Origin of the sequence: Pseudomonas sp. B21_DOA (assembly GCA_030544685.1) — a bacterium.
Classification (GTDB): Bacteria; Pseudomonadota; Gammaproteobacteria; order Pseudomonadales; family Pseudomonadaceae; genus Aquipseudomonas; species Aquipseudomonas fluorescens_AO.
Genome location: CP086683.1, coordinates 4,244,828 through 4,265,508, shown reverse-complemented (window position 1 = coordinate 4,265,508; position 20,681 = coordinate 4,244,828). Strand labels below are relative to the sequence as shown.

The following is a 20,681-nucleotide window of genomic DNA, read 5'->3' as shown; positions in this document are numbered from 1 at the left end:
ACAAAAAATATTTCATCACAGGCTTCCCAAACGAAACGAATGTTGATAAATTGCGCCCCGTTCTCACAGCGATCCTCACGGAGCCGCTGACCAGAGCTACAGGGGCGTCGCCAAGCGGTAAGGCAGCAGGTTTTGATCCTGCCATGCGTTGGTTCGAATCCAGCCGCCCCTGCCATCTACGAAAAAACGCCAACTTCGCAAGAAGTTGGCGTTTTTTTATGCCTGCGATTTACGCGCTTGAGCCAAGCAGGCGTGCGCGATGCCGAAGCACCGCACACGCCGGTCACTCAGTGCGGTGCGCGCGGGATGGTTTTCATCAGGTCTTCAGGGCTGATGTGGCCGACCACGCTGCCCGGCTGCGGCAGATTGAGGATGTGGCCTTTCATCTTGCCGATGATGTGCATCTCGCAGGGCTTGCAATCGAACTTCAGCGTCAGCACTTCATCGCCGTGGATCAACTGCATCGGCGCGACCTTGGTGCGAACGCCGGTCACGCCTTTGGCCTGTTTCGGGCACAGGTTGAAGGAGAAACGCAGGCAGTGCTTGGTGATCATCACCGGCACTTCGCCCGGCTCTTCGTGGGCTTCGTACGCTGCGTCGATCAGCTTGACGCCGTGACGGTGGTAGAAGTCGCGCGCCTTCTGGTTGTAGACGTTGGCAAGGAAGGTCAGGTGCGAATCCGGATACACCGGCGGCGGCGTGGTTTCGGCCTTGCGGCTGCCACGCGGATGCGCGGCGACACGTGCCGCAGTCAGTGCTTCGATCACTTCACGGCGCAGGGACTTGAGCTGCGAGTTGGGAATGAAGAACGCTTGCGGCGCATCAAGTCTGACGTCAGTGGCGTGGTACTGCGTGGTGCCGAGTTGGCCGAGCAGGTCACGCAGTTGCTCCAGCGCTTGCTCTGGCTTGTTGGCGACACCGAACGGCCCGTTGAGGGTGACGCTGGCGCTGATGCCTTCTTCGCTGGTCGCGGTCACTTCCAGCTGTTCTTCACGCAGGCGGGCAAACCAGCTCAGGGCCACGCGACGTTCCGAAGAAGTCTTCTGCAACGCCTGCTGCCAGTTGTGATCGAGGTTGCGATTCAACGGGTGGTTCGGACGTAACTTGAACAGGCCCTCGGGCATTTCGTTCGGCTCGACGCGATAGCGGTAGCGCTTCTCGCCGTCTTCTTCGAACTCGCCTTTGGCTTCGGCGATGTTGGCGCGGAAACCGACCACTTCGCGTTTGACCAGAACGTTCAGACCATCACCGTTGGACAGCGGCTCGTGCGTCACCACCTGCATGTCACGCTTGCCGACTTTTTCCACGGTGCCGACCGGCAGGCCGGTGAAGGTCGGCGAATCGAAGGCGCCGATGTCGATCTTGCGATCGGTGACAAAGTAATCGGTGCTGCCACGGTGGAAGGTTTTTTCCGGATCAGGCAGGAAGAAATGCACGGTACGGCCGCTGGAAGCGCGGGCCAGGTCCGGGCGGTCTTCGAGCACTTCGTCGAGGCGCTGGCGGTAATAGGACGTGATGTTCTTCACATAGCCCATGTCCTTGTAGCGACCTTCGATCTTGAACGAACGCACGCCGGCCTCGACCAGTGCGCGGATGTTGGCGCTCTGGTTGTTGTCTTTCATCGACAACAGGTGTTTTTCGTAGGCGATCACGCCACCCTTTTCATCTTTCAGGGTGTAGGGCAAGCGGCAGGCCTGGGAGCAGTCGCCACGGTTGGCGCTGCGGCCGGTTTGCGCGTGGGAGATGTTGCACTGACCGGAGAAGGCCACGCACAGCGCGCCGTGGATGAAGAACTCGATGGCCGCTTCGGTTTCATCGGCAATGGCGCGGATTTCCTGCAGGTTCAGCTCGCGGGCCAGCACCAGCTGCGAGAAACCGGCCTGATCGAGGAACTTCGCTCGCTCAAGCGTGCGGATATCGGTCTGGGTCGAGGCGTGCAGCTCGATCGGCGGAATATCCAGCTCCATCACGCCCAGATCCTGGACGATCAGCGCATCGACGCCAGCGTCATACAACTGATGGATCAGCTTGCGCGCCGGCTCCAGTTCGTTGTCGTGCAGGATGGTATTGATAGTGGTGAAGATGCGCGCGTGGTAACGGCGGGCGAATTCGACCAGTTCGGCGATTTCGCTGACTTCGTTGCAGGCGTTGTGGCGCGCACCGAAGCTCGGGCCGCCGATGTACACGGCGTCGGCGCCATGCAGGATGGCCTCGCGGGCAATGGCGACATCGCGGGCAGGGCTGAGCAATTCCAGGTGATGCTTGGGCAAGGACATAGTTTTTTAGTCAGGCGGTCACGGGCAAGGGGCGCATTCTACCCCTGAAACGCGCGGCGGGCACGTGTGTGCTGCCCGATGGTGGCTGGCGATTGGCAAAGGTCAGCAAGCTATTGTGTTGAATGTGCCGGCCTCTTCGCGAGCAGGCTCGCTCCCACAGGGTTAGCTCGGGCCGGAATACATCCACTGTGGGAGCGAGCCTGCTCGCGAAAGCGGAGTGTCATCCGAAAATCATTGAGTGACATCCGCAAATTCGATCAGCCCTTGGCCGCCATCGCCGTCACTTCCACACGCATCCCTTCAACCGCCAGCGACGCAACCCCCACCGCTGCGCGCACCGGCCACGGTTTGGCGAAGTAGCGTTTGTACACTTCGTTGAATGCCGCCCGATCGCCCATGTCGGTGAGGTAGATGGTCAAGTGCATTACGCGATCCATCGAACTGCCTGCACGTTCCAGTGCGACTTTCAACGCTTGCAGGGTGCACTCGCTTTGCTCGGTGATGCCGCCGAGTTCCAGGCTGCCATCGGCGCGGGTCGGGATCTGCGTCGAGACCATGATCCCGCCGAAGGTGGCGACGTCGGAGGAAATCGAATCGGTGTCCGGATCGGGGGTGAAGGTGATGTCTTGATTGGCCATGGGCAACCTTTGTTCTGGTGAATGAAATTCGCGCCAGTTTACAGATTCCCGCCCGGCATGGCCCGTGCGTGGTCAGGCTGGCGGACTCGACAAGGATCAGCGCCTTCAGACAGGGGCTTTTGACTGCGGCACGTGACAGGTTTGTATGAGCGTGTATCCACCCTCAACGGATACACATGGCAACACCAAAACCAGCTTTCGAGACACATCCGCCCTACATGCCGAGCCCAAAGTAGCCCTCACACCAACATCACGATAAAGAGGGCATCACCATGTACCGTCCACTGTTTCTGGCTTCTGCCGTTGTCTTCGCCGCCCTTACCGGCTTGGCCCATGCGGCGGATGCGCCGGCAACGAGCTGGCAGAAAGGTCTGAGCCGCACCGACCTGGTTCGCCAGGATCTCGGCGCTGACAATCGCGAAGTGATTCAGGCGCGTATCGATTTCGACGCTGGCGTCACCTCGCCTCGGCATGCTCATCCCGGCGTGGAAGTCGCCTATGTCATCAGCGGCACGTTCGAGTATCAGCTTGAAGGGCAAGCGCCAGTGACACTCAAGGCCGGCGATTCGTTGTTCATTCCGGCGGGCGTTGCGCATGTCGCGAAAAACATCGGCAGCGACAAGGGGCGGAACTGGCGACTTATATCGTGCCAAAGGGCGAGCCGCTGCTGATCCTCAAGCCATGACCCGTCAGGCTGCTATTTCGAGCGGGGCTTGCTCATCGCACGTTTGATGCGCATCCAGTCCTGAAAGGCCGCCGTTCGCTTGGCGTCGGCCAGAGCCTTGGCTTCGGTGAAACGAGCCCAGGCTTCAGGATTGTCCGTGTCGTCCTCGATGAGTTTGTAGGCCGCTTCTTCGAGCAAGTCAGCTTCGCGGAACATCGCGGCGTTGTCGGCCATCTCGTCATCCCAGGATCGGCCGAAACCGAATTTCAAAATGTGTTCAGTCATTTTGCGTGATCCTCCTCCCAGATCAGCGGAACCGATGCCCGCCACTGCACTTGAGTTACACCAAAGCGTTCCGCCATTGGCTTGGAATAACGTTTCAACGGAGGACGGCCGGGACGCGCAATCGGCGAAATGCCCGCATCGCAACTTGCCCATTGCCAGGCTTCGGCATTGTTCATGTTAGCTGTGTGGATGACGAAAGACCTGGGCTTTGCGTGAAGCAGATAATCGATCACGTACAGATCCGCTGCGCTCATGCATTTTCTCCGGTGACTTATATAGAAGGAGGGCTGGCGAAATGAATAATTCAGAGAAATTGCCGGTGGCGGGATGATCGGCTCACGACTTGTTCAAGGTTGTTTCTTCAGTGGAGAAGCGCGCCTGCCCAAGCGCTGAAGGCCATATTGCATGCATGGAAAAACGCGCCAACGGGGACGCGTTATTGAGTTGCACTTTTACGAATAGATGCACGAGCAGACGAAATCTGCATGGACCTCGGTGTTCTCGACCGCCGTGATCAAACCTGAATGCAACGCTTCTTCCGGATTGATGATGCGTGGAGCCGCCGTCAGATATTTCTCGGTTTCCAGCGCGTTCTTCCCGTTGCTCGTGCGTTCGGCGACGATTTGCGCGTAGAGGTGCAGGTCATAATCCAGGCTCATGGCGTATTCCGACATGCGCGAATGATCGACCGATCCTTGCAGATGCCAATGGAAAGGGTGAAACAGAAACTTGCTGTGGGTACAGGCGGTCCGGCGCTGGCCGGCCAGAAAGACAATATTGCCCATCGACTCGACGGTTCCCAGATTATGGGTGTGCACGGGAATAGGCAGGGCCAACAGGAAGTTGTACATCGTGAAACCGTAACTGCATTCACCGCCCATGGTGGCGATGTTGACGATCAGTCTGGGTGCATCTTCCTTTACGGCGAGCGAGGCTTTATCGATCAATTGACCGCAGGTCGAGGCGTTGATCGGGCCGGTGAAGTTGATGACGTGAACAGGCATGGCGATTCCCTCGGCTGGTCAGGACTCCTAAGCAATAGCTGTAATTTCGCTTGAATGAAAGTGGGCGGGGAGCCACGCTCCCCGCACCTGGCGCATCAACTGTTGCGCCCGCCACCATGGCTGTTTTGACCACCCTTGCGTCCAGCCTCAGAAGCTTTTTCCCGATCATTGGCGAAGTTGCCGCCGCTGCTCTGACCGCCCTTGCTGCCAGCTTCGGACGCTCTGTCCCGATCGTTGGCAAAATTGCCACCGCTGTTCTGGCCACCTTTGCTCCCTGCTTCAGCGGCCCGTTCCGGATCGTTCTTGAAGTTGCCGCCGCTGTTCTGGCCGCCCTTGCTGCCGATTTCCTGATAGAACTCTTTGTCGTGCGAAGCTGAAGTGGCTTCCCCACCTTTTTTACCTGCTTCGTTTACCGACATGCCGCCTTGTTTATCTTGTGCCATTTCAAACTTCCTCATTTCTCTATATAGCAACTGGCGAATCAAGGATGCACAAACTGCGTGCCGTCGTCATTCGCAAAGTGCTGACTAGTTAGCTGATTGGTTTGCTGTTTGGGTCTCGCTTGTCTTGTAACTACAAGTTTGGCCGGTCTGCTAAGAAGAGCGCTCATAAGTAGGTTGTGTATTCGCAGTGCGGGAGTTCTCTGCGTTGACAGTAAGTTCCCGGCGTTCATAACATTCCTGCTGAACGCTTTCCCTGTATCGTGGACTGATTTGCTGTCTTTCAACACAAGGGGACACAGGCGAAACATCCGACCTCGTCACTTGCGAACTGCGCGCTGCTTCGGGATACACTTCTGCCCCCTTGTTTCGTTGCACTTCGCCTCGTGCAGAAGCCGTTACCGTTCTCATGATTGCGCTCCATCAGCCGATTTCAAAGGGCAGCAGGGCTGCCCTTGTGCTGCTCACTCAGGACTTGCGACCACCACCGTGGCTGTTTTGACCACCTTTGCGGCCAGCCTCGGATGCCTTCTCACGGTCATTGGCGAAGTTGCCGCCCGATGCCTGACCGCCTTTCTTGCCAGCTTCAGACGCCTTCTCACGATCGTTCGCGAAGTTACCTGGATTTTTATTTCCTGTAGTCATGATAGCTCTCCGATATCAATAAACGTTTCGCTAGTTGTGTCCATTGTTGCACCGGACATCTACTCCGATTACGAGCCGGCGAAGAATGTTTTGAAAATTTTTACTTAGGCCGATGAACGGTATGTTTGTGATGAAACTTATACAGGCGGGTGTTTATCATGCCGCTTCGTATAAGTTTTAAAGGTCGGGTTGGTCATAAAGCGGCGGCTGAATTTAATTGCCGTTTCGCTTGGCAGTCATAACCATTTGTCGGCGGGAAGTTGAACTGAAGTTTGTGCAATCTAGAGTCTGTGAAGTGTGACTACAACTCTGTGGAGGACAGGACCATGACCCATCATCACAAGGACCAACCATTCGCCGAGGATTCGCAAAAAATCAAGGAAGCCGGCAAGAAGGGCGGGAATTCAGTCAACGTGAAAGTCGACCGTGCGGAAAAGGCGCGCGTCGGCGGACAGCACAGCCACGGCGGTACGCGCACGGGCAAGGGTGACTGAGGCGCCGGGAAACCGATAACTGCCGTCCTCTCTGCGCCAACGCAGAGAGGACTTTTACGCTGACGCCTATCTGAACCGTGGTAACGGCCGGTCAATCGGCTTGAGCGTCGAGAGCGTGTCGCGAATCAGCGGCGCGTCTTTTTCGATATCGTGAAGTCGATCGCGGATGCGTAATGCCGTCGGGTGACCGCCCTGATGGTCGACCCAGTCGGCGATCTCTTTGCAGGCGGCTGCCAGGCGCGCCTGGCGGGCGTCGAGCAGGGTGAGGAGGGTAGTGATGGACTCTTTTTCGGACATGGAACACCTCCGTTCAATGAAACCGCTGAACCGCAACAAAAAGCCCGCAAGTAGCGAGCGTTCTGCCGTTGGGGTGCTGCTCCATCAGCTGGTTTCAGTATAGACCCGCTGTTGCCGGGCATCAGCCGGAGTGCTGGCGGGCCGGTAGTTGAGAACTCGCTGCGTTGAGGCGCTGACATTCGCGCTGAGCATCCGCTTGCTCGTCAAAGCCGTCGCCGATGAAGCCAGCGGTGCGTGTGTCGCAGATGCGAAACCATGCCGATGCTTCGGCGGGTTCCTGCTGGCTGTCTCCGGCGCGGCGGCCGTGAATGACGATCTTGTTGCAACGCTTCACGACGAAAATGTCTTCCATGGCGCCACCGCAGTTGATTCGTGTCACATCAACTATAGAAGCCTTGTGCGATCGTGCAAAAAATAGCCAACTCAACTCGTCGGCGGAATCCATGTGAGAGCGAGCTTGCTCGCGAAGGCAGCGTGTCAGACACAGATCATCTGCCTGCCCCGACGCCTTCGTGAGCAAGCCCACTCCCACAGGGTTTCGCGCGGAACCCAAATCCAAGGCACCCCCGCAAACCTCATGTGGGAGCGGGCTCGCTCGCGAAGGCAGTGTGTCAGACACAGATGATCTGCCTGCCACGACGCCTTCGTGAGCAAGCTCACTCCCACAGGTTTCGCGGCGGGACCCAAATGCAAGGCACCCCCGCAAACCTCATGTGGGAGCGGGCTTGCCCGCGAAGGCAGTGTGTCAGACACAGATGATCTGCCTGCCCCGACGCCTTCGTGAGCAAGCCCACTCCCACAGGTTTCGCGGCGGAACCCAAATGCAAGCCACCCCGCAAGCCTCATGTGGGAGCGAGCTTGCCCGCGAAGGCAGTGTGTCAGACACAGATGATCTGCCTGCCCCGACGCCTTCGTGAGCAAGCCCACTCCCACAGGTTTCGCGGCGGGACCCAAATGCAAGGCACCCCGCAAACCTCATGTGGGAGCGGGCTTGCTCGCGAAGGCAATGTGTCAGACACAGATGATTTGCCTGCCTCGACGCCTTCGTGAGCAAGCCCACTCCCACAGGTTTCGCGGCGGACTCCAAATGCCAGCTACCCCGCAAGCCTCATGTGGGAGCGAGCTTCCCGCGAAGGCAATGTGTCGGACACAGATGATTCGCCTGCCTCGACGCTTTCGTGAGCAAGCTCACTCCCACAGGTATCGCGGCGGAACCCAAATTCAAGGCAGCCCCGCAAACCTCATGTGGGAGCGGGCTCGCTCGCGAAGGCGTCGGGGCAGGCTCAGATCAGTTGCCTGGCGCATGATGAGCTTCTGATATCGGCGATCAGGAAGCCTCGGTCACCTCGCACATGCGTTCGAGAAACATCGCCAGCGCCACTTCCTCGGCGCGCAGGCCTTTGCGCAGGCGCGGGCGGGGCAGTTCGGCGAGGGCGCCGAGCATGAAGTGTTCGAGCACGGCGGGGTGGATGTAGCACTTGCGGCACACCGCCGGCGTGTTGCCCAGCTGTTTGGCGACGCTCTTCACGGCTTCCACCACATGACGCTTGGCTTCGGTTTCCGACTCATGCTGCAACTCGCGCAACACCGACAACGCCAACGCGCTGCCCGCCCAGGTGCGGTAGTCCTTGGCGGTAAACGCCGCGCCGGTGAGCTTTTGCAGGTAAGCGTTGACGTCGGAAGAGGTAACGGTGTGCCGCTCGCCGTGTTCATCCAAATACTGAAACAGGTTCTGCCCGGGAATTTCCAGGCAGCGCTTGATGATTCGTGCCAGACGCCGATCCTTGACCGTGATCTGGTGCTCGATGCCGCTCTTGCCACGGAACTGGAACAGGATCGCGCTGCCATTGACCTCGACATGCCGGCTGCGCAACGTCGTCAAGCCATAGGAGCGATTGTCCCGCGCATATTGCGTATTACCGACGCGGATCAGCGTGGCGTCGAGCAAGGTAATCACCGTGGCCATGACCTTGTCGCGGCTGAAGCCCGGGGCGTCGAGCAGCGCCTCAAGCTGGCGCCGCAGTTTGGGCAGGGCCAGGCCGAAGTCGCGCAGGCGCGAGTATTTGTCGGCGTCGCGCACTTCGCGCCAGCGTGCGTGATAACGGTACTGTTTGCGCCCGCGTGCATCGCGGCCGGTGGCCTGCAAATGACCGCACGGGTCGGCACAGATCCACACATCAGTGTAGGCCGGCGGCACCGCGAGGGCATTGATGCGTTTGATTTCGTCCGGGTCGGTGATGCGCTGTCCCGACGGTTCGAAATAGACGAACTTGCCGCGCAGTTTCTTGCGGGTGATACCAGGCTGAGTGTCATCGACGTAATGCAGATCGGCGGGCAGAGCATCTGTCAGCACGGTATCGGGCATGGCGGTTTCCTTCGGTCATACGGCAGTCTGTAACTGATTGACCGCAGGCGCTGGCCGTCGTGCCGAATGATTTATGCGAGCACCGCCACCGCCTTGATCTGCGCCCACAGCCGCTGGCCCGGGTGCACGGCCAATTGATCACGGGAGAAGCGGGTGATCCGCGCCAGCAGCGGTGTGCCACCGGCATCGAGACGGATGAGCACATGGGCGCTGTTGTCAGCCGCCTGTTCACTGATCACCGTAACCGGCAGACGATTGAGAATGCTGCTGGCTGCATCATTGTTCAGCGCCAGGCTGATGTCACGCGCGTGCACTTTGCAGCGCAGAGCCTGGCCCACGGCCATCGGCGCATGGGTGACGCGAATGTTCATTGCAGTGGCCGGCAGTTGCAGGCTGAGCAATTGATAGGTGGCGTCGTAGGCGCTGACCTGGCCTTCGATGATTACCCCGGCGTCATCGCCCATTGCCAAGGGCAGATCCAGGCGTGCGAGGGTCTCGCCGATCGGGCCGCTGGCGAGGGCTTTGCCATCACGGAGCAATACCAAATGATCGGCCAGACGCGCGACTTCATCCTGCGCATGGCTGACGTACAGCAGCGGAATATCCAGTTCGTCATGCAGGCGTTGCAGGTACGGCAAGATTTCGCTTTTGCGCCGACTGTCGAGAGCCGCCAGCGGTTCGTCCATCAGCAACAGTTTCGGGCTGGTCAGCAGGGCGCGGGCGATGCCGACGCGCTGTCGTTCGCCGCCGGACAGATGCTGTGGATGACGCTCGAGCAAATGGCTGATACCGAGCAGTTCTGTGGCCTGGTTCATATCGACCCGGCGTTGCGACTTGGCGATGCGTTTGAGACCAAACTCCAGATTGGCCAGCACCGACAGATGCGGGAACAGGCTGGCTTCCTGAAACACATAGCCAAGCGCACGTTTATGCGGCGGGACGAAAATGCCCTTGGCACTGTCCTGCCAGATCTCGTCGTTGATCTGCACAAAACCCTGCTCGGCGCGCTCCAGCCCGGCGATGCAGCGCAGACAGGTGGTTTTGCCCGAGCCGGAATCACCAAACAGCGCCGTGACGCCCCGGCCCGGCACTTGCAGATCTACATCCAGTTCAAACCCCGGATAAGTGCGTTTCAGGCGTACATCAATCATCGATCAGCTCCAGCCTGCGCGGGTCTTGCGGCTGGAGTACAGCGCCAGCAACACCAGAAACGAAAACACCAGCATCGCCGCAGACAGCCAGTGCGCCTGGGCATATTCCAGCGCTTCGACGTGGTCGTAAATCTGCACCGAGACCACGCGGGTCTTGTCGGGAATGTTGCCGCCGATCATCAGCACCACGCCGAATTCACCCACGGTGTGGGCGAAGCCGAGGATCGCTGCGGTGATGAAGCCGGGGCGCGCCAGCGGCAGGATGACGCTGAAAAACGTATCCCAGGGATTGGCGCGCAAGGTCGCCGCGACTTCGAGCGGGCGGGTGCCAATCGCCGAGAAAGCGTTTTGCAGCGGTTGCACCACGAACGGCATGGAGTAGATCACCGAACCGATGACCAGCCCGGTGAAACTGAACGTCAACGTGCCCAGCCCCAGCCATTGAGTGAACTGACCGAGAAAACCGTGCGGCCCTAGCGCCAGTAGCAGGTAAAAACCGATCACCGTCGGCGGCAGCACCAGCGGCAGGGCGACGATGGCGCCGATCGGGCCGCGCAACCACGACGAGGTACGCGTCAGCCATAAGGCGATCGGCGTGCCGATCACCAGCAGAATCACGGTGGTCAGCGACGCCAGTTTCAGGGTCAGCCAGATCGCAGCGAAATCGGCGCTGGTTAGCGACATTTACAGTTCATATCCAAAGGATTTGATCACCGCAGCGGCTTTCGGCCCCTTGAGGTAATCGACCAAGGCCTTGGCAGCGGCGCTGTCCTTGCCCTTGTTCAAGATCACCGCGTCTTGCTTGATCGGATCATGCAGGGCGGCCGGGACAATCCACGCCGAACCGCTGCTGACTTTGCCGTCCTTGTAGATTTGCGACAGCGCCACAAAGCCCAATTCGGCGTTGCCGGTGGAGACGAACTGGTAGGCCTGGGTGATGTTCTGGCCTTCGACGATTTTCGCCTTGGTAGCGTCAGTCAGTTTGAGCTTTTCCAGCACCTGAGTGGCGGCGAGCCCGTACGGCGCGGCTTTCGGGTTGGCGATGGACAGGTGCTGGTATTGATTGGTTTTCAGTACTTCGCCTTGAGCATCGACATAGCCGTCTTTCGCTGACCACACTGCCAGGGTGCCGATGGCGTAGGTGAAGCGCGACCCCTGGACGGTCTCACCTTCCTTTTCGAGTTTCTCTGGCGTGGTGTCATCAGCCGCGAGGAACACTTCGAAGGGCGCGCCATTCTTGATCTGGGTGTAGAACTGGCCGGTTGCGCCGTAAGCAGCGACCAGTTTGTGGCCGGTGTCTTTTTCGAAGTCGGCCGCGATGGCCTGGATTGGCGCGGTGAAATTGGCGGCGACCGCCACTTGTACTTCGTCAGCCTGCGCGGCGCCGATATTGAATAGTGCGAGGAGTGAGGCGAGGCAGGCAGGGGTCAAGCGTGTGGCAGCAAGTGTCATGTAAAGGCTCCGTGATCGGCGGTACGTGCTTGGATTGGGATAACGCCGATACACGGGCGCAATCGCTGTATACGGAAATATATAGCGATACGCCGCCAAGTGGCGAGGGAATAAATTCGCTCGCCCCATGAATTTAACGAAGGTGCAGTTTCGCCAGTGCGCCCTCGGCCAGTTGCCGGGTCAGTTCAGCGCTGCCGATGTCCTTGCCCAGCGTCAACGCCTGACCGGCCCACAGATTGGCAAAGTCCGCGTCATCCTTGGCCCTTAGAGGCATCAGCGCACCGCCGGCCAATGGAAAGGCCGGCGCCTTTGCCGACATCGGGCCGAGCTCACGCATCGCCCGATTGACAATGCCTCGCGCCGGACGCCCTGTGAAAATGTTGGTGATAGCCGTCTCGCTGTCCTTCGCGGTGCGCAGGGCCTTGTGATGTGAGGCGCTGACTTTGGCTTCCGGCGTGAACAGATATGCCGTGCCGACTTGCACCGCCGAGGCGCCGAGCATCAACGCCGCTGCAACACCCCGGGCATCGCTAATTGCCCCGGCTGCAATCACCGGCACCTGCACCGCGTCGACCACCTGCGGCACCAGGGCGAAGGTGCCGACCTGGGTGCTCAGATCATCGCTGAGAAACATCCCGCGATGGCCACCGGCTTCATAGCCCATGGCAATGATCGCATCGCAACCGTGCTGCTCCAGCCAGATCGCTTCTTCGACCGTGGTGGCAGACGAAAGGATTTTCGTTCCTGTAGCCTTGACCCGATCGAGCAAAGATTTTTCCGGCAGCCCGAAATGAAAGCTCACCACTTCGGGCCGGAACTCTTCGAGCACGGCGCACGCGGCTTCGTCGAACGGTGCACGGTTGGACACCGGCGTCGGTGCCTCGAAATCGGCACCCAGCTCGCGGTAGTAAGGTTCGAGCAGGTTTTTCCAGTTACGGGCGCGCTGTTCATCAGGCGCCGGTGGCTGGTGGCAGAAGAAATTGACGTTGAATGGCTTGGTGGTGTGCTGGCGTATGGTTTTCAGTTCTTCGCGCAGCTGCTCAATGCTCAGCATCGCCGCCGGCATCGAACCGAGGCCGCCAGCGTTGCACACCGCGATCACCATCGAAGAATTGGTCGCGCCGGCCATCGGGCCCTGGATGATCGGCAGTTCGATTCCGAGAAGATCAAGGATGCGGGTGTCTGGCCACTGGCTCATATAGTGATTCTCCGAACGATGAAACGGGCAGGGACGGCATTCGGTTTTTAGCAGCAAAACCGGCTGCGGAGCCAGTCTGAAATTCTGAACATTACGTGCAGTTTTTCAGCGTCGGTGCAATCCTCCGCCACCGCCAAACGAACGGTTCATCATTTGTGAAGAATGGTTGAAGTTGTGCGTGCGCTGATTGCCGAGATTACGTGCGGCGGATTCGCGGTTGAGATTCTGCAATTGCGCATTGTTGTTCGCGGGTCTGGTCCGGTTGGCACCGCTGCCGGCCACGGACTGCCAGCCGTTGTCGGTTTTCTTGTAGACGTTGCCGTCGCGCCCGGCATAAACGTTATCGCCGACCCGCGCAGCGCCGCCGTCGCGGCCATGGATACCGCCGTATTGCGTGGTGTTGCCAGTATTGGGGTTGTAAACGGCGCCGCGATTGGCACTGACGTGAGTGCCGTTGCGAACGTTGCCAGCGCTAACCCGTTCTCCGGCGATGGCGCCGCCGTTCGGGCCGACTGCCACGCCGCTGCGCCCGGCAGCGTAGTTGCCGGTGTAGGCGTTGTGCACCGCGCCACGTTGCCCGGCGGCGGCAATGCCGGTACGCGAGTTGTACGAGGCGCCAACCTGACCGGCCCAGCGATTGCCGGTCCAGGCGTTGTAGCCGGCGCCATAACGGCTGACCGTCGCGCGATCACCCCACTGATGATAAAGATTGCCGGTGGTTCCGGCCCAGCCACCCGGACCCCAGGCCACCGCGCCGCCGCGATAACCGTAGGCTGCGCCACCCCAGGCCAGCGGCGCCGGGTACAGACGCGGACCCCACGCGTAGCCCCAGCCGTAATTTCCCCACCACGGATAGGCGCCCCAACCCCAGCCCATGGCGACGGTGCTGCCGCCCCAGCTCCAGCCGAATCCAAAGCCGAAGGTCCAGCCAGTCCAAGGCGTGTAACGAATCGCGACGCCGAAACCATAAGTCACCGGCGGCCCGTACCAGACACTGCCGACCCACGGCGTATACGGATAACCGGTGCCGTACACCACAACGCCAGTCGCCGGGTCCAGCGTCGAGCCTTGATACCCCGGCGTGTAGCCGACCACCACAGTATCGCCGCTGGATTCGTAAACCTTCACGTACGTGAGGTAGTGCATCGGCGAGCTGGGAGGAATCGAATAAATCACCGCTGGCACTGAGGTGGCCACGCTCCACGGCCCGTTCAGCGAGGTGGCGCTGAACCAGATGCCGTTCTCCACCGCCCACCAACTGTCGTTGTCGACTCGAATAATCGGAGTGGCGCTGTTGACCACGTATTGCAGCGGCGTATTGCTGATCGCTTTGAGCTGCGGCTCACCGTCAAATTGCGGCGCCGTCATCTTCACCGCGCTTTTCTTGATCGCCGAGGTCTGCGGGATGGTCGCCGCAATGGCCGCCTCCTGTGCCTGTGGCGTGCCGGCTACCGAGGCCTTGACGTTCTCTTTGGCGCTGTCGTCAGGAATATTGGCAAAGTCGGCCGGCAGCTTGTCTGCCGGGACAAAGGTCCATGGCCCGCTCATGTCGCTGGCGCGGAACCAGCGCCCGGAGATCAGTACGTAACTGTTCTGGTCGCCGATTTCCTTGAAGATGTGCCCGGTGGTGTTGCTCACGTACAACAGGCTGGTCCCCTGAATCGGTTGCCATTGCGCGGCGCCGTCGGTCACCAACAGTTCCGTTGGCGTGGTGGCGATGAAGATTTTCGGCTGCGGCGGCTTGGCCAGGCTGGGAATCTTGTCCTTCGGATCGCTTTGCCCGGTGAGCAGGTCCACCTGGCGACTCTTGATCGCCGCCTGTTTGGCTTTTTCCAGACTGGCCAGCGGTGCAGCGAGGCGCGTGTAATCGCCGGCCAATTGATCGGCAACCATCCAGCCGTCGAATACGTGCAGGTAATGTTTGCCTTGGGCATCCTTGAGCAGCAGTGGGCGCGTGTTGATCACCCGTTGCAGCTCCGTTCCTTCAACCGGCCGATAGGCCGCCTCGCCGTCGATGTATACGAGGATTGCCGGACGGTCGGAACTGACGATGGTCGGCGGCGTGTTTTCCAAGGGCGCGCTGTCGGCTTTCTGTTCAGCGTTGAGCACGCCAACCGCTGCTTCCAGCTGATCCAGTGAAATGGTTTTCTTGCGGCTCTCGGCATCTTTTTTCAGGATGGCGAGCCACGTTTCGGCCTGTTTCGCATCGGCGGGGAAATCGGCCTTGATGATTTTGTACTGATCGAGCGCGACCCAGCGAGTGGCCTTGTCGACGAGGGTATGAGCGCTGAACTGGACGATGCCGTAGGTGGACTTGCCATCGGCAGCCGTGGCTTCGACCGCCGCGCGGGCATTGAGCGTATAGCCGCCCCAACTGTCGAGCTGCGGCTGATACACCGTCAGCTTGCTCTTGCCGCTGCTGATCACCTGCGGCCATGTCGGCTCGCTTGGCGCCGTGTTCGGCTTTGCCGCCGGTGAGGCTGCCCAGGCATTGCCAAGTGTCAGCAGACATAACATCAGCAACGAGGGTAAAACGCTCAGGAAAGGCATCGTCAGCTCCATCGACACACCGGTTTGCAAGGCGCAACCGGGAAAACACAACCGTCGAAAAAGCATAGCCGCCCGCCGTGGATTTACCCGGCTGATCGAGCCGTTAGCGCAAAGTCGAGTGTGGCAATGTGTTGCGATGTGCTATTTCAAGGCATGCTTTTTCCAATCATCTTCGAGGGGCCGTCATGTTCAACGCCATTCTGATCGACAAAGACGACAGCGGTTATCGCGCCAATCTGCAGCAAATCGATGAGCAGCAACTGCCCGAAGGCAACGTCAGCGTGAACGTCGCGTACAGCACCCTGAATTTCAAAGACGGCCTGGCGATCACCGGCAGCAGCCCGGTGGTGCGCAAGTTTCCCATGGTGCCGGGGATCGATTTGGCGGGGACTGTCGAGTCCAGCTTGCATGCGGATTTCAAGGCGGGCGATCGGGTGTTGCTCAACGGTTGGGGCGTCGGCGAAAGCCATTGGGGCGGCCTGGCGCAAAAGGCCCGGCTCAATGGCGACTGGCTGATTCCACTGCCCGCAGCTTTCACCCCGGCGCAAGCCATGGCCATCGGCACGGCCGGCTACACGGCGATGCTGTGCATTCTGGCGCTGGAGCGTCATGGCCTGACACCTGATCAGGGCGAAGTGCTGGTCACCGGCGCCAACGGCGGGGTTGGCAGCTTTGCCATCGCCTTGCTCAGCAAGTTGGGATATCGGGTGGTGGCGTCTACGGGCCGTGTGTCCGAGCATGAATACCTGCAGCAATTGGGCGCCGCAGAAATCATTGACCGCGCCACCTTGTCCGAACCGGGCAAGCCATTGGCGAAGGAACGTTGGGCGGCGGTGGTCGATTCGGTCGGCAGCCATACACTGGCCAACGCTTGCGCCAGCACGCGTTCGGAAGGCGTGGTTGCGGCATGCGGGTTGGCGCAAGGCATGGATTTCCCGGCCTCGGTAGCGCCGTTCATTCTGCGCGGCGTGACGCTGGCTGGAATCAACAGCGTGACCCAGCCCAAAGCACGCCGTATCGAGGCCTGGGACCGACTGGCCAGGGATCTGGATTTCTCTTTATTGCAACTGATCAGTCAAGAAATCAGTTTGAGCGAAGCCCTTGAGGCTGCGCCCAAACTGCTCGCCGGGCAACTGCGGGGCAGAGTGGTGGTCGACGTCAATCGTTGAGTTCGCGCTCAAGCAATTGGCGTTTGCGCTCGACGCCCCAGCGGTAGCCGGAAAGGTTGCCATCGCTGCGCACCACGCGGTGGCAGGGAATCGCCACCGCCAGGCGGTTGGCCCCGCAAGCCTGGGCCACCGCACGCATCGAAGTCGGCGCGCCAATGCGTTGCGCGATCTCGGCGTAACTGGCGGTGCGGCCTGCGGGAATCTCACGCAGCGCCTGCCAGACGCGCTCCTGAAACGCGGTGCCGCGTATATCCAGTGGCAAGTTCAGGCCCGTCGCAGGCGCTTCGACAAAGCCGACGACGCTGGCGATCAACTGTTCAAAATCGCGGTCGGCGCCAATCAGGTTGGCCTTGCGAAACTGATCCTGCAGATCACAGACCAGTTGATGCGGATCGTCTCCCAGCAGAATCGCGCAAATTCCCCGTTCGCTTTGCGCCACCAGAATCGCCCCGAGCGAGCATTGCCCGACGGCAAAGCGGATGTCGTTGTTTTGCCCGGCGGCGCGGTAGTCGGTGGGCTTCATGCCCAGCAGTTGGTCGGCTGATGCGTAGAAGCGGCTGTTGGAGTTGAAACCGGCGTCATACAGCGCATCGGTCACCGAACCGCCGTCCGCCAGGCGCGCACGCAGCTTGCGCGAACGTTGCGCGGTGGCGTAAGCCTTGGGCGTCAGGCCTGTTGCGGCTTTGAATAGCCGGTGGAAATGGAAAGGGCTCAGGCCAGCGCCCGCCGCGAGGCTGTTGAGCGCCGGCAGCGTCTCGGACGCCTCGATCTGCCGACAGGCTGCGGCAATGAGCACTGCATGCTTCGCATCACTCTGATCTTTACTAGCGCGTTTGCTTGGCCGATATCCCGCCGCTTCAGCCAATTCGGCGGTATCGAAAAACTCGACATTCTGCGGTTTCGGCAAACGCGCAAGACTGCTCGGTGTGCAGTAAATGCCGGTGGTTTTCACCGCGTAGACAAATTGCCCGTCCGCACGCGGATCGCGCGCCATCACAGCGGCCCAGCGTGGATCGTCTTCAATGCTGATCGTCTTCGAAAGCGTGTCCATGAGAGGGAATCCGTTGACCTGTTTGATTCAGGTTAACCAGCATCGTAACTCGCGACACTCCGCGCCTTGCGGTCAAACTTTTACTGATCGCCAGCAACGCGGAAGGTGATGTTGATGCGCCGCTCGCCCAACAGCGGGTGATGGCCGGGTTTGATTGGCAGCACGCCGTGATAGCGCAGACGATCCACGCCGCCCCAGACCACCATGTCGCCATGCAGCAGCGGGATGCGCTGGCTTTTATCGCTGCGCTCGAAGCCACCAAACAGAAACATCGCCGGCAGACCCAGCGACAACGAAACGATGGGCGCGGCATAACCCTTTTCGTCCTTGTCCTGATGCAGCGACATCTTGGCGCCGGGGACGTATTGGTTGATCAGGCAGGAGTCGGCCTGAAAACCCGGGAAGCCCGCGCGTTCCGCCGCCTCGTGCGCGAGATCGGCAAACACCGCCGGCATCGACGGCCACGCCAAGCCGCTGAGTGGATCGACGCTGGAATAGCGGTAACCGCTGCGATCGGTGATCCAGCCCAACTGCCCGCAGCTACTGGTGCCGACCGACATGCTGAAACCGCCGGGCGTGACCATGTGGCGTAGCGGGGCGGCGGCAAGAATGGCTTCGAGCTCGGTCAGCAGCTGCTCGACCTGCGGCAAAGCGAATCCGCGCAGCACCCACGATTGTTCGCCGATCTGCTCGGCGCGGGATTGCTGTACAGGTTCGTTGTCGGCGAACAGGTCAAACGTGGTCGGTTGCATGGTTCGGTTACAGCGCTTTGCTGACCTTGATGTCACTGAGTTCTTCGTCAGCGTGCATTTTCTTCAGCGCCGCTTTCGCTTCCTCGTCAGTGCCGGTTTCCAGCTCGGCGAATTCGAAACGCTGTTCACCGTCCAGTTTGTACTTGATCACGTATTTGGTTTTTGCGCCACGGTCGTGTTTCCCTTTCAGAATAGGCTGCGCGTCTCAGCTCAGTTTAGTGCTGGAACGACGGATGATCTTGATTGAATGGGTCAGCGTCGGCTTGCGCGTCACGCTGATCGCGCGGCGGTTGACGGTGTCGATGGTGATGTTCCAGAAGCCGGTGCTCGGGGCCGTGATGCGTGCCGGGAAGGTATCGAACGCGCCGCCGTGATAGGTGTGACGGCCGCCATTTTTGAAGCTGCGGAAGTTGGCGTCGTTCATCAAACGGATGTTGCACATCTGCGAGCATTGAATGACGACGATGTCGTCTTCGTTGAGGTGCTCGCGCTGGTGAATGAATTTCATGGGCGCCTCCAGAAGGGCTTTTTCTACTAAATCAAAACGATAGCTTGTCGATGGGCGCAGTTTATCAGCCCGCACGGGTTATTATCTGGCCGTCGGGCGTTGCTTTGACAAATTTTGAACAGAACTTCGCCACGGCGGGCGGGTTAAATGCACAGGACCCCGGAGAAAAGCAGCATTTGTGCTGTCGGACGGTCTTTAACGGAGGATTCATATGAAGTGGGGTGTGGTGTGTGTGCCGTTGATTCTGGCGATGGCCGGTTGCGCAAATGTTTCCGAAATCAATGAGACGCTGCCAACCATGAGCGTGATCTCCGGCAAAAAGCCCCAGGAGTATGCGCAGTGCCTGACCGACAAGCTCGCTGACAGTCGCGGCGCGTTGCAGGTGCAGCCGCAGAAGGACGGAGTGCGAGTCATCGTCCCGGGCAAATTGTCTTCAGGCCCGGCAGCCGTGTTTGATATCGAAGATCGCGCTGGCGGTAGCAGCATCAAGCTGCATGAGCGCATGTCCAACGTGCCGGTTCGCCCTCACGATGTGCAGAAAGCCGCGAACGCCTGCATTTCCGGCTGATAGACTAGCGAACATCAGCACCCGATGCCGTCACAGTCCTGCTGTGACGGCATCGTCATTTTTGGAGTTGCGATGAAGCGAGAGCACGTGCGCGAACGCCACGCAGAGGGCCTTATCTCTGCCACCCACGTCATCCAGAACCCGGCGAATCCCGGTGAGTGGATCGTGTTTTTCAAGAAGAGCGCAGGGCGCAGTTACTTCCTGGTGGATGACAATGATGAAGTCGAGTCCTTCAGTCGGCTCGACGATCTGATCGAGGTCGTCCGTGGCCTCGGGATCAAATTCGCCGAAATCCACATGTAAGGCTTACTTGCAGACAACCACGACGTTGCGCGTCTTGTAATTGCCAACGTCAACGCCCAGGGTTTTGTCATCTTCCTTGGGCGCCGGTGTGCCATCAGTGCCGACGATGCGATAACCGGTGCCTGCGCAAGAGGCGTCGGCCTTTTCGTAGCACATGGCCCAGGAGTTGGCTTCGCCCGAGCAGTCGATGCTCAGACCTTGTTCGCCATTATTCAGATAGGTCGGCTGCGAGGTGGCACAGCCGCTGAGTACCAGTACCGCGAAGAGCGGCTGCAGTTTGTTGAGGTTCATGGTTGCGTGATCTTCAAGTGGGGGACTGGATGCTCTGACAGCGCCGCGATGAAAAGGTTATAGCGATTGGCCACTTGTTTGCCAACAAGGCACAAAAAGCCCTGCGTGCTGGCAGGGCTTGGCGCAAGTGCTGACAGGATCAGTCCTGATCCTTGCCACGGCGCTTGGAAGAAGCAGGTGTATCGGTGAACACCGAGGCGACATCCGTCGCCATCTGCTCGCTGTCGAAAGGCCCGGCGATGTGTTCGCCGTTGGTGGTGGTCAGCGTCCACTTGCCGTCTTTCTTGTCGATCACATACCCGTTGATGATTTTTACCGCAGCCATCTGGTCTTTCTCGTTCGCTGGTTCAAAGCCGCCATGATAGCGGCAAATGCTCGCATTGGGGGCCGATAAGCGTATGGTGATCCAGTTTGCCCGGATCTTGAGCTACGCTGAATTCGCCGCTGAAAAAACCGCAAGGAACTATCCGCGCGAATATTTCTCTATGTTGGCATCGGTTAGCCAGCGCGGGGCATTGTAAGGCGCACGCCGCCTGATTAGACTGCCTCGAAACTCGTACACACAGCCTTTTCAAGGACT

25 protein-coding genes, 1 tRNA gene and 1 pseudogene are annotated in these 20,681 nt (G+C 59.6%); 6 read left to right on the top strand and 21 right to left on the bottom strand.

All coding sequences use genetic code 11. The annotated features are described in order from the left end of the window. The first annotated feature begins 100 nt into the window (after window positions 1-100). A tRNA-Gln gene (locus LJU32_19675) sits at window positions 101-175 on the top strand. A gap of 112 nt (window positions 176-287) precedes the next feature. On the opposite strand, the gene LJU32_19670 is transcribed toward LJU32_19675, so the two are convergent. Beyond that, entirely contained in the window at window positions 288-2,276 is a 1,989-nt protein-coding gene (locus tag LJU32_19670; protein ID WKV87821.1) for a U32 family peptidase, read from the bottom strand. A 257-nt stretch (window positions 2,277-2,533) separates the two neighbouring features. After that, a complete protein-coding gene (locus tag LJU32_19665) occupies window positions 2,534-2,914 on the bottom strand; it encodes a RidA family protein (protein WKV87820.1) in 381 nt (126 codons plus the stop codon). Window positions 2,915-3,186: 272 nt separating this feature from the next. Here LJU32_19665 and LJU32_19660 point away from each other — a divergent pair. Further along, window positions 3,187-3,599 (top strand): annotated as a pseudogene (locus LJU32_19660) (cupin domain-containing protein). A gap of 12 nt (window positions 3,600-3,611) precedes the next feature. On the opposite strand, the gene LJU32_19655 reads toward LJU32_19660, so the two are convergent. The 5 genes from LJU32_19655 to LJU32_19635 all read right to left on the bottom strand — a co-directional run bounded on the left by LJU32_19655 (window position 3,612) and on the right by LJU32_19635 (window position 5,952). Next, window positions 3,612-3,863 carry a hypothetical protein gene (locus LJU32_19655; GenBank protein WKV87819.1) on the bottom strand — a complete coding sequence of 84 codons (252 nt, stop codon included), beginning with the start codon at window positions 3,861-3,863 and terminating at the stop codon, window positions 3,612-3,614. After that, window positions 3,860-4,117: a hypothetical protein gene (locus tag LJU32_19650; GenBank protein WKV87818.1), complete on the bottom strand. Its 258-nt coding sequence runs from the start codon at window positions 4,115-4,117 to the stop codon at window positions 3,860-3,862. The genes LJU32_19655 and LJU32_19650 overlap by 4 nt, the downstream gene beginning before the upstream one ends. Before the next feature lie 198 nt (window positions 4,118-4,315). After that, the gene (locus LJU32_19645) at window positions 4,316-4,867 is read right to left on the bottom strand and encodes an ATP-dependent Clp protease proteolytic subunit (protein WKV87817.1); all 552 of its coding nucleotides are present in this window, start codon (window positions 4,865-4,867) and stop codon (window positions 4,316-4,318) included. 95 nt (window positions 4,868-4,962) lie between these two features. Next, the gene (locus LJU32_19640) at window positions 4,963-5,310 is read right to left on the bottom strand and encodes a general stress protein (protein ID WKV91154.1); all 348 of its coding nucleotides are present in this window, start codon (window positions 5,308-5,310) and stop codon (window positions 4,963-4,965) included. A gap of 465 nt (window positions 5,311-5,775) precedes the next feature. Beyond that, the gene (locus LJU32_19635; GenBank protein ID WKV87816.1) at window positions 5,776-5,952 is read right to left on the bottom strand and encodes a general stress protein; all 177 of its coding nucleotides are present in this window, start codon (window positions 5,950-5,952) and stop codon (window positions 5,776-5,778) included. 326 nt (window positions 5,953-6,278) lie between these two features. Between LJU32_19635 and LJU32_19630 the strand changes: the two genes are divergently transcribed. Next, entirely contained in the window at window positions 6,279-6,446 is a 168-nt protein-coding gene (locus tag LJU32_19630) for a general stress protein (GenBank protein ID WKV87815.1), read from the top strand. Window positions 6,447-6,512: 66 nt separating this feature from the next. Here LJU32_19630 and LJU32_19625 read toward each other — a convergent pair whose 3' ends face one another. The 8 genes from LJU32_19625 to LJU32_19590 all read right to left on the bottom strand — a co-directional run bounded on the left by LJU32_19625 (window position 6,513) and on the right by LJU32_19590 (window position 15,459). Next, window positions 6,513-6,743: a hypothetical protein gene (locus tag LJU32_19625; protein ID WKV87814.1), complete on the bottom strand. Its 231-nt coding sequence runs from the start codon at window positions 6,741-6,743 to the stop codon at window positions 6,513-6,515. 121 nt (window positions 6,744-6,864) lie between these two features. Continuing rightward, on the bottom strand, window positions 6,865-7,095 hold the full coding sequence (locus LJU32_19620) for a hypothetical protein (protein ID WKV87813.1): 231 nt from the start codon (window positions 7,093-7,095) through the stop codon (window positions 6,865-6,867). A 975-nt stretch (window positions 7,096-8,070) separates the two neighbouring features. After that, window positions 8,071-9,108 (bottom strand): DNA topoisomerase IB, encoded by a 1,038-nt coding sequence (locus LJU32_19615; GenBank protein WKV87812.1) that lies wholly within the window; start codon window positions 9,106-9,108, stop codon window positions 8,071-8,073. 71 nt (window positions 9,109-9,179) lie between these two features. Beyond that, window positions 9,180-10,259 (bottom strand): molybdenum ABC transporter ATP-binding protein, encoded by a 1,080-nt coding sequence (gene modC, locus LJU32_19610; GenBank protein WKV87811.1) that lies wholly within the window; start codon window positions 10,257-10,259, stop codon window positions 9,180-9,182. 3 nt (window positions 10,260-10,262) lie between these two features. Continuing rightward, window positions 10,263-10,943 carry a molybdate ABC transporter permease subunit gene (gene modB / locus LJU32_19605; protein WKV87810.1) on the bottom strand — a complete coding sequence of 227 codons (681 nt, stop codon included), beginning with the start codon at window positions 10,941-10,943 and terminating at the stop codon, window positions 10,263-10,265. Next, entirely contained in the window at window positions 10,944-11,711 is a 768-nt protein-coding gene (modA, locus tag LJU32_19600; GenBank protein ID WKV87809.1) for a molybdate ABC transporter substrate-binding protein, read from the bottom strand. It lies immediately after the preceding gene. A gap of 133 nt (window positions 11,712-11,844) precedes the next feature. Beyond that, window positions 11,845-12,909: a nitronate monooxygenase family protein gene (locus LJU32_19595; protein WKV87808.1), complete on the bottom strand. Its 1,065-nt coding sequence runs from the start codon at window positions 12,907-12,909 to the stop codon at window positions 11,845-11,847. Between the two features lie 105 nt (window positions 12,910-13,014). Further along, window positions 13,015-15,459 (bottom strand): autotransporter, encoded by a 2,445-nt coding sequence (locus LJU32_19590; GenBank protein ID WKV87807.1) that lies wholly within the window; start codon window positions 15,457-15,459, stop codon window positions 13,015-13,017. A 185-nt stretch (window positions 15,460-15,644) separates the two neighbouring features. Here LJU32_19590 and LJU32_19585 point away from each other — a divergent pair, with 185 nt between their 5' ends. Continuing rightward, on the top strand, window positions 15,645-16,628 hold the full coding sequence (locus tag LJU32_19585; GenBank protein ID WKV87806.1) for an oxidoreductase: 984 nt from the start codon (window positions 15,645-15,647) through the stop codon (window positions 16,626-16,628). On the opposite strand, the gene ada is transcribed toward LJU32_19585, so the two are convergent. The 4 genes from ada to LJU32_19565 form a co-directional block, all read right to left on the bottom strand. Beyond that, window positions 16,618-17,679 (bottom strand): bifunctional DNA-binding transcriptional regulator/O6-methylguanine-DNA methyltransferase Ada, encoded by a 1,062-nt coding sequence (gene ada / locus LJU32_19580; protein WKV87805.1) that lies wholly within the window; start codon window positions 17,677-17,679, stop codon window positions 16,618-16,620. The genes LJU32_19585 and ada overlap by 11 nt on opposite strands. An 80-nt stretch (window positions 17,680-17,759) precedes the next feature. Then, window positions 17,760-18,431, bottom strand: a complete 672-nt coding sequence (gene alkB, locus LJU32_19575; protein WKV87804.1) for a DNA oxidative demethylase AlkB — start codon at window positions 18,429-18,431, stop codon at window positions 17,760-17,762. A 7-nt stretch (window positions 18,432-18,438) separates the two neighbouring features. After that, complete coding sequence (locus tag LJU32_19570) at window positions 18,439-18,582, bottom strand: hypothetical protein (protein WKV87803.1); 144 nt, start codon at window positions 18,580-18,582, stop codon at window positions 18,439-18,441. A 54-nt stretch (window positions 18,583-18,636) separates the two neighbouring features. Continuing rightward, window positions 18,637-18,939 carry a DUF1883 domain-containing protein gene (locus tag LJU32_19565; GenBank protein WKV87802.1) on the bottom strand — a complete coding sequence of 101 codons (303 nt, stop codon included), beginning with the start codon at window positions 18,937-18,939 and terminating at the stop codon, window positions 18,637-18,639. Window positions 18,940-19,150: 211 nt separating this feature from the next. On the opposite strand from LJU32_19565, the gene LJU32_19560 reads away from it, so the two are divergent. Both LJU32_19560 and LJU32_19555 read left to right on the top strand, forming a co-directional pair. After that, the gene (locus LJU32_19560) at window positions 19,151-19,507 is read left to right on the top strand and encodes a hypothetical protein (GenBank protein WKV87801.1); all 357 of its coding nucleotides are present in this window, start codon (window positions 19,151-19,153) and stop codon (window positions 19,505-19,507) included. 72 nt (window positions 19,508-19,579) lie between these two features. Next, window positions 19,580-19,810: a hypothetical protein gene (locus LJU32_19555; protein WKV87800.1), complete on the top strand. Its 231-nt coding sequence runs from the start codon at window positions 19,580-19,582 to the stop codon at window positions 19,808-19,810. A gap of 3 nt (window positions 19,811-19,813) precedes the next feature. Here LJU32_19555 and LJU32_19550 read toward each other — a convergent pair whose 3' ends face one another. Together LJU32_19550 and LJU32_19545 are read right to left on the bottom strand one after the other, a co-directional pair. Further along, a complete protein-coding gene (locus LJU32_19550) occupies window positions 19,814-20,101 on the bottom strand; it encodes a hypothetical protein (GenBank protein WKV87799.1) in 288 nt (95 codons plus the stop codon). A 139-nt stretch (window positions 20,102-20,240) separates the two neighbouring features. Next, window positions 20,241-20,426 carry a hypothetical protein gene (locus tag LJU32_19545; protein ID WKV87798.1) on the bottom strand — a complete coding sequence of 62 codons (186 nt, stop codon included), beginning with the start codon at window positions 20,424-20,426 and terminating at the stop codon, window positions 20,241-20,243. Between the last annotated feature and the right edge of the window lie 255 nt (window positions 20,427-20,681).